This is a genomic window from uncultured Microscilla sp. (assembly GCF_947493425.1).
GTDB lineage: Bacteria > Bacteroidota > Bacteroidia > Cytophagales > Microscillaceae > Microscilla.
Genome location: NZ_CANLRP010000261.1, coordinates 1 through 7,903 on the forward strand (window position 1 = coordinate 1; position 7,903 = coordinate 7,903).

Annotated in this window: 6 protein-coding genes; 2 read left to right on the forward strand and 4 right to left on the reverse strand. The window is 42.2% G+C overall.

Annotated features, from left to right (window positions below; translation table 11 throughout):
- Window positions 1–266: 266 nt before the first annotated feature.
- The 4 genes from Q0954_RS31710 to Q0954_RS31725 all read right to left on the reverse strand — a co-directional run bounded on the left by Q0954_RS31710 (window position 267) and on the right by Q0954_RS31725 (window position 5,624).
- Complete coding sequence (locus Q0954_RS31710; protein WP_299465250.1) at window positions 267–2,213, reverse strand: M23 family metallopeptidase; 1,947 nt, start codon at window positions 2,211–2,213, stop codon at window positions 267–269.
- Between the two features lie 79 nt (window positions 2,214–2,292).
- Complete coding sequence (locus Q0954_RS31715) at window positions 2,293–2,463, reverse strand: hypothetical protein (protein WP_299465253.1); 171 nt, start codon at window positions 2,461–2,463, stop codon at window positions 2,293–2,295.
- A 229-nt stretch (window positions 2,464–2,692) separates the two neighbouring features.
- Window positions 2,693–3,787, reverse strand: a complete 1,095-nt coding sequence (locus Q0954_RS31720) for a DMT family transporter (protein ID WP_366916772.1) — start codon at window positions 3,785–3,787, stop codon at window positions 2,693–2,695.
- A gap of 271 nt (window positions 3,788–4,058) precedes the next feature.
- On the reverse strand, window positions 4,059–5,624 hold the full coding sequence (locus Q0954_RS31725; RefSeq protein ID WP_299465256.1) for a bifunctional 3-(3-hydroxy-phenyl)propionate/3-hydroxycinnamic acid hydroxylase: 1,566 nt from the start codon (window positions 5,622–5,624) through the stop codon (window positions 4,059–4,061).
- 418 nt (window positions 5,625–6,042) lie between these two features.
- Between Q0954_RS31725 and Q0954_RS31730 the strand changes: the two genes are divergently transcribed.
- Window positions 6,043–6,951 carry an SIMPL domain-containing protein gene (locus Q0954_RS31730; RefSeq protein ID WP_299465259.1) on the forward strand — a complete coding sequence of 303 codons (909 nt, stop codon included), beginning with the start codon at window positions 6,043–6,045 and terminating at the stop codon, window positions 6,949–6,951.
- A gap of 74 nt (window positions 6,952–7,025) precedes the next feature.
- On the forward strand, window positions 7,026–7,562 hold the full coding sequence (locus Q0954_RS31735; protein ID WP_299465262.1) for an NUDIX hydrolase: 537 nt from the start codon (window positions 7,026–7,028) through the stop codon (window positions 7,560–7,562).
- Window positions 7,563–7,903 lie beyond the last annotated feature (341 nt).

The following is a 7,903-nucleotide window of genomic DNA, read 5'->3' on the forward strand; positions in this document are numbered from 1 at the left end:
ATTAAAAGCTAAAGGCTAAAAGCCAATCAAAGCTCAAGAAAAAGCTAAAGTTCGTCGTAGTTCAAAAAAAGGCTAAAGGCTCAACCCTATCGTAGCTCAAGAAAAAGCTAAAGGCTAAAGCTCATCGTAGCTCAAAAAAAAGCTAAAGGCTAAAACTACACAGAGACCAAAAAAGCTAAAAGCCCACTACAAACAGCCAAAAAAAAGCTAAAGGCTAAAACTACACAGAGACCAAAAAAGCTAAAGGTTCAATCGTAACTAAAACATTAAAGTCTAGCCTTGAAGTACCTTACATTGCCCGCTTTGTCGGTAATAGTAAGCGTGAATAAACCCTTCAGGGCTCTTCTTTTGTTGCCTAATGGTGCGGCTGACCATATCATAAAACCTTTATGCTCGTAATTCATCAATAAAAATTTGCCATTGAGGGTAGCCTTAAAGTTTTTGATACCTGAAAGGTTGTCCTTGATTCGAAACGAGATTTTATACAATGATTTTCGCAACCAGCGCAAAGAAGGAGGGCTTATATCGCGGGCAATACGATAATTGCCCAAGCGATCATACTGAAAAACCATTTTGTTGCCTACCCAATGGCTACCTTTGATAAACTTATTGCCCTGATAAGCATTCCAGCCTTTTTTGTTAGTAGGCACCACAGCAGGTTTCAGGCTTATCTCAATATTTTTGAATATAGGTACATAAGAGCTGTTAATAGTCACACTGTTTTTATAGAGTTTGGTTTCCAGATACAAAGTATCAAATAGAGCACCTTTAGGAAATTTAATTTCCAGCCTGCCTGCTTCTCTATAAATGACAGTACGATTAGCGGGTACCAACATCCTAAGGTTAAATTTTTTGCGTAAGCTGCCCAGTTCTACATAGTCGGGCAAGCCGTGGCGCAAATCCCACAAATATACCGAAGTGAGCCCCTGCATATACACTATAGGCACATCGTACGAGAGTCCTGCTACATTGAAACGGGCAATATCTGCTCTTTGCCTGACATAGTGCCCTTTAAGCACCAGGGTATTGCCCTGTATCTCATAACTTAAATGAGTTCGTCGAGGCACAGAGGTGGGGCGAAACTTGACCATTGGGGGTAGTTTTCCCTTGATTTTAAAGCTCAATATGCTTGTATTGCCCCAATAGTCGGTGGCGTGTATGGCTACTGAATGCAGGCGATTGTCTTGAATATTGATTGCCCCCCGCAAGGCGTTGGTTTGATAAAAAGTATAAGGATTGCCATCTGCCACGTAGCAACGTTGGTAACCCCGATAGCTGCGGCGATGTTGGGCGTAGTCGGCGTGCACCCGCATTGCCTTATTGATGTGATGGTCTATTTTGTTTATATCCATCAGAAAAACCTGCCTACCATCTACCACTACCTTTATTTTGGTAGTGCCATAGGTATTGCTTGCCCTGTTCATGAGGTCGTGGGTGAGCAATTCAAAACCTATTTTACCGTTGGCGGTAATCATCCTACCCAAGGTATAGCGGTTGTGGGCTACTTTTCTTACTTTGAATTGGTACCTGCCAAAACGATTGTTTACCCTGCCATTAATATTCAGCGTTTTGATAGCCAACGCACGAATAACCGGAGGAATGTTGTCGTAGCCTATTTCTTTGAATTTAAATTGAAAAGGGTTCAGCGCTTCATCGGCAAGGGTACGTATTTCAAAGTGTAAGTGAGGACCTGCCGAGGCACCAGTATTGCCCACATAAGCAATGACTTCGCCTTTGGTTACTGGAATGAAGTTGGCTTTGAGGTATTCTTCGTAAAAAAAATCTTGCTGTTGATTTTGGCGAGCCCTTACATAACGGGCTATTTTGGGGGCAAACCGTAATAAATGCCCATACAAAGATTGTTGTTTGGTGTGAGGGTGGTATAAATACACTGCATTGCCGTAGCCATAAGTAGAGGCTTTGAGGCGGTACACATAACCATTGGCAACTGCGCGTACTGGCGTACCTGGGTTGGCGGCTATGTCGAGTCCGGCATGAAAATGACTGCTGCGAATTTCTCCAAAATTGCCGGTCAACCAGCTTTTTTTGCCTGGATTGACCGGAAACATATACGTGTATTGTGCCTGTGCCTGCCAGCTTATACAGCCCAGCAAAAGCACAAGGACTTGTTGAAAAAATAATGTGCGTACTAAATAACGTGTCGAACGATCAATGCAAAATCCTCCCATACTTTTCCTTCGGTGTTGTGGCATACACTTGTAGTTGTCGGATGGCTTGCCTTACCACAAGCATACGACGCCTTTGCCTGGCAATGGTCTAAAAAACAAGTAGCTATTTATTTTTTTTCTTCTTTTCCTGGCGGGCAATCCACTCTTTTTGCATTTCTTCCAACAAAAACATTTTTTCGTCAGTACTCAAATCTTTATCAGCATAAACCAAGCTGTTAAACTTGTTTTTAAATTCCGATTTTTCGGTTTTTACCAGCGTCTTAACGATAGTCAAATAAAAGTCGAACATGTGTAGTAATATATATGTGTGTGAACTTGTGCAATACCAAAGTTATAAAAATTAGCTATAGGGTAAACCAACCAGGCACAAATTTATTAAATAGTTGTATGGTTATACTGAATAATTGTTTTGTGGGTTTAATTGTTTTGTAGTGGGGAAGTAAAAAAACAAAAGCCTTCTACAGTCTTGGCTGTAGGAGGCTTTTGTTTGTAATAATATGAGTTTACCTGTTCACCTTCACTGTTTCTAAATTAGGCTCTTCAGCCGCTTTACGGGCTTTTCTTCGCTTGGTTGCCCCTTGATACAACTCCGGCGAAATAAGCACCAACAGCAACCCTAAGTAGCTGACCCAATGGATGTATATTGGAAACAAGCCCGATTCGTTGAAAACAATGGCTGCCAACAATACGACCATCTTCCAGGAACCCCGTTTTTCGGCAAAATATTTATCAAGGTAAGGGTAGGCAAGCACTGCTGCCAGTATAATGAGGGTACCAAAATAAAAGCCAGCTGTCATTTTTTCGGCATCGCCAAAAATAATAAACGCCAGCACAATGCCATATACAGGCTCTAGATTTACGGTAAGGTTAATGGCAAAAGGACTGAATTTGTTCATGAGTTTTACCGCCACAGTATAGGCATATACAGTACAAATAATGGCCAAAATGCCTATGTACAACCAGTCGATGGCATTGTCGGGAACTAGGTGCAAGGTGTGCGATTTGACAAAGTATTGGGTATAAAACGGAAAGAACAAAGCCGAACCAATGCAAGCGCCTGCCATCTCATAAAAAGTAATGATAGAGTGGTCGTGTTTTTTGATAAGTTTACTGTTGATTACCGTAAACAAGGCGGCTAACATTGCCGAAATAAGGGCAAGCAAAATGCCCCAAAAGTGGTTAAACTCAAAACGAAAAACCACATACAAGCCCAAAATAATTACCAAGCCTATGTTTATTTCAAACCCCTTGACCTTACGTCCGGTAATGAGCGGATCGAGGATACTTGTCCAAAGCGTGGCAGTGGCCATACCCGCCAGGCATACCGATACGGTAGAAATATTGACCGAAGCAAAAAATAGAATCCAATGTGCCGAAATGAGCATACCAGTACCCAAAATCTTAAGTCCAGAAGCGATACTCATTCTAAACGATCTGCGACGACGGGTAATAATGAGCCCTAAAGCAATAGAAGCAATGAGGGTGCGGTAAAAAACCAACTCAACTGCGGGAATAGTAATGAGTTTGCCCAAAATGGCGGTAAATCCCCAGATCAATACAATGAAGTGGAGAACAGCGTGATCTCGTAAATTTGGCATGTACTTATATAATCATGGCAATGGTGATAAAAGGGCAGGAGATTTTGATTAATTCAATGCGTGTTTTCCTGATAATACCTGCCTTGTTTAATTGTGTTTTTGTTGTATTTGTAAAATTTATAGCAAAACTAGCCGATTATTTAGGATTTGGCAAACAAGGTAGCTTTTAAATACGGCAGAGGCTTGCCCTAGGTTGGCAATGCCTCTACATATTCTACCAATGGGCTTTGGAGCCAGACTAAGGCAAGTGCTTAAGGTAAAATAGATAAAGCTATTTGTTGAAAACATCCTTGAGCAAACGCTGAATTAGTTGTGGCAATTTTGCTACTTTGGTAGCATCATAAATATAGCGATCGGGGCGCACCACTACCACCTCTACATTGTACTTGGCAAACCACTGTTGGTAACGGCCGTAGCGGTCGGTTGGATTGCCTTCCTCATTATTCACTGCATCGGCTGGAGCAATTATACAAAAAGAGACACCCAATTGGGTCAAACGTTGCAAGGTGCCAGTAGGCAATGCTTGTGAAACCTCCTGTCCATAGCTCACAATGCACCAACCTTTGCCCAAACAATGGTCTAGCAAATGGGTCTGATTGGCAAGGGTTACCTCCATTTGTGGAAACAAGTGCCCACGTAAGCGTCGGTTTTTGCCAAAAATGCCTTGTTTGAGTTTTTGAGGAGGAACCTTTACTTTGCGCCAATGCCTGGGGGCAAACAAGGCAAGCCCCTTAAGTACCCACGCCCAACGCCGGGTAACAAACAAACGCCCCACCCAACGAGTGACCCACATGATAAAGCGTACATGAGGAACACGTTCAACGGTATAACTCTGCAGGAGTTGGGGGGGAGCCTTGTCTTTGATCACTGCTTTGATTTTCCAGCTGAGGTTCATCACATCACGAAACCCGGCACACATGCCTTGTCCTATATAGGGAGGCATTTGATGGGCTGCATCGCCTGCCAAAAACACCCGGTCTTGTTGCCATTGCCGGGCTATTTTGGTAGCAAACCTATATTCTACCGCATGGATTATGTCTACCTTGTCAGGATTAATCACGGTAGCCAACATGTCTTGTATTATACCAGGCGATGCCCATTCTATAGAGTCGCTGGTGCCTCCCTTAGGAATAGAAAACTCCCAACGGTAATGACTGCCAAAACTATTGAGAAACACGTGCGATTTGTGAGGAGGTGCCACCGTTTTTTGAATCCAGTCCGAAAATTTAACTGCGCCTTCTTCGTCTTCTATTCGCACGTCAACTTTAAGGTTGCGGCGGCTAAACTTGAGGTCTTTCAGCGGAAGCTGTAACAGGTGACGTAGAGAACTATTGGCTCCATCACAGGCAAGGATAAATTTACCCATATAAGTACAGGTTTTTTCGGCAGTTTTTACTTGCAAGGCAGGGGTGCTGCCAGGTTGTACAGCTACTACTGTTGCCCCAAAAAATACCGATACATTTTTGTAGCGTTCAATTCCTTGCATGAGCACCTGCTCCAGGTCGGGTTGATAAAACAGGTAGCTTGCCGCAAATCCGGCAGTAGCGGTTTTAGAGGTTTCGAGCAATACCTTGCCACGGGGGGTAACAAGGCGCATGCCAGGTACAGGTTTGCTCAAAGCCAATATTGGCTCATGCAACCCCACATATTGCAAAATACGCATTACCTCATCGTCTATATGAATGGCACGCGGAATATTGTATGGCTCCTGATTGCGTTCAAACACAGCTACCCTTAAACCATACATACCCAGCAAGTTAGCCGCCAGCATGCCTACCGGACCCAAGCCTACGATCAATACGTCATATCCTGAAAACTCATCCTCTTTCTGCATCATGTGCCCAAAATATAAATTTATTTTGAATGTGACATTAAACTTTATCTTTCAGAAGGTATCTTACTAGCCAATAGTCCATAGTATTTAGTCCGTAGTCCATAGCTGATTCGAGTAAATGGTTACCTTATTAAGTCCTGTAAACCGAGCCTGTAGCTCTGCTACGGCGAGCTCAACGAAGTTAATCAGTAGTTTATACTAAAGTTGTTTACCTACTTTATTTTTAAAAGGGTTTCAGTTTTAGGTCTACGCCGTGCAATTAAACAGTTTTTAAAATCATAACCTACTGATAACCGAGCCTCTGGCGAGTCCTTAGATACCGATGTATATCGGTGCTCACCGAAGGTAATCAGTAGTCAACTTTGGCTAAAATCACTGCGGAGTATTGACTAGCACAAGTACTACCAAAAACTTATAAGACATGAACAAACTAATGAAAAGCACCTTGTTAGCCTGGTTTTGCCTCATTGCCCCTCAATATTGGCTAACTGCCCAACATGCAGGTAATTCTTATTATAAAAAAAGAACTTACAGCAGCTCCCGACAAGCAGTAGATATAAGCAACTCGAAAGGAACCAAGCTGGTGGTCACCGCCAATATACTGAAGTATATAGAAGCAGACGAATTTGTCGCGGTATTTGGCTTATCAGAAGAGGCCCCCAGTGTGAAAGCCTGTAATGAGAAAATAACCCAAAGGCTGCAAGGCTTTGTACAAAAACTGAAAGGGTTAGGTATTAAACAGGGTGACTACTATATAGACATGGTAACCCAAAACCAGGTATACGGCTATAGCTTTGATAGTGACAAAAAGGTGGCTACCGAAAAAACAGAGGGTTTTGAGTTAAAAAAAAACATTGCCATTCGTTACAAAGACGACCAATTGCTCAATAAAATATTACAGTTGGCTGCTCAATATGGTATATACGACCTGATAAAAGTAGATTACCTTAAGTATGACCAAGCCCCTATATACAAAGAGTTATGGAAAGAGGCACTAAAGGTGATTGAACAAAAAAAAGATATTTACCTGAAAGTAACCGGGGTAAAACTGTGGGATAAGAGCAAAATTTTGTCTGAACGTTTTGGGGCTTATTTGCCAGGACAGATGTACCAGAGCTATACTGCTTTTCAATCTGCCAGTGTAAGTTCGCCAAATTACAACCAGCGAAGTTTTACTCGAATTGACAAGCGAAAACTCAAAACGGTATACTATGACCCACCTAACTTTAGCAAGTATGACAAGGTATTGAACAATAACCCTGTGAAACCCATGCTTCAGTTTCATTTGCAAGTGACCATAGAATATGACGTAGTAAGAAAGATAAAGTAAGAAGTTTTTGCAGGGTTGGGGTAGGTTTTTACAAATAACCCTTATTTTTGATTCTCTTAATAAATAAGAAAAGTATGGACATCCAACCCTGGAAAAAACTCGAAGAAGACAAAGTATACAATGGCTATCGAAGCATTATCAAGCGAAAGTTTGAGTTGCCCAATGGCAAAGTTATGGAGTATGACATTGTTGCTGGAGGCAACTTTGCCTCTATTGCGGCACTCACCCAAGACAATGAAGTATTGTTGGTCAAACAGTTTCGCCCAGGTCCTGAACAAGTGCTGATGAGTACCCCTTCTGGGTATATAGACTTTAACGAAGACCCAAAAGATGCTGCCAAGCGTGAGTTGCTCGAAGAAACAGGCTACCAGGCAGAAGACATATTTTTCAAGAAAAAAGTGACTTTACCTTATGGCATTGGTTGTCAATATTGTTTTGTGGCCACCGGATGCATAGAAATACAAGGGCAACGCCTTGACGATACCGAGTTTATAGAAGTAATTACCATGAACTTGCCAGCGTTTAAAGAAAAGTTGCGCAACCCCCAAGACTTTGATTTTTATAACTTGACTGCAGCCTATTTATTGCTCGATCATATTCAGCCTTTTTAGTTGGTAACCAATAGCTTCTGCCGCCTTAGGTCTTTAGGTTCCTATACATACCAGTGCTTTTAGTCTCTCTGTGTGGTGGAGCAGAGCACTCATTGGCTTAAGACTGCTTTAGGCTATAAAGGCTTTGTTCAAGAAACAGCATTTAAAAAAACAGGCGCTGAGCCATCTGCGACAGGCTAAAGCTAAAGACTCTGTTAAGGAACCGAGCTCGGCGAAGCTACGCCAGCATTCAAAAAAACAGGCGCGTGAGCCATCTGCGACAGGCTAAGGAATTGTTCAAAAATAAATTTACACTCTAAGGGGTGATTTTTCGCCTTGATACTTCGTTATTTTTATTGCCC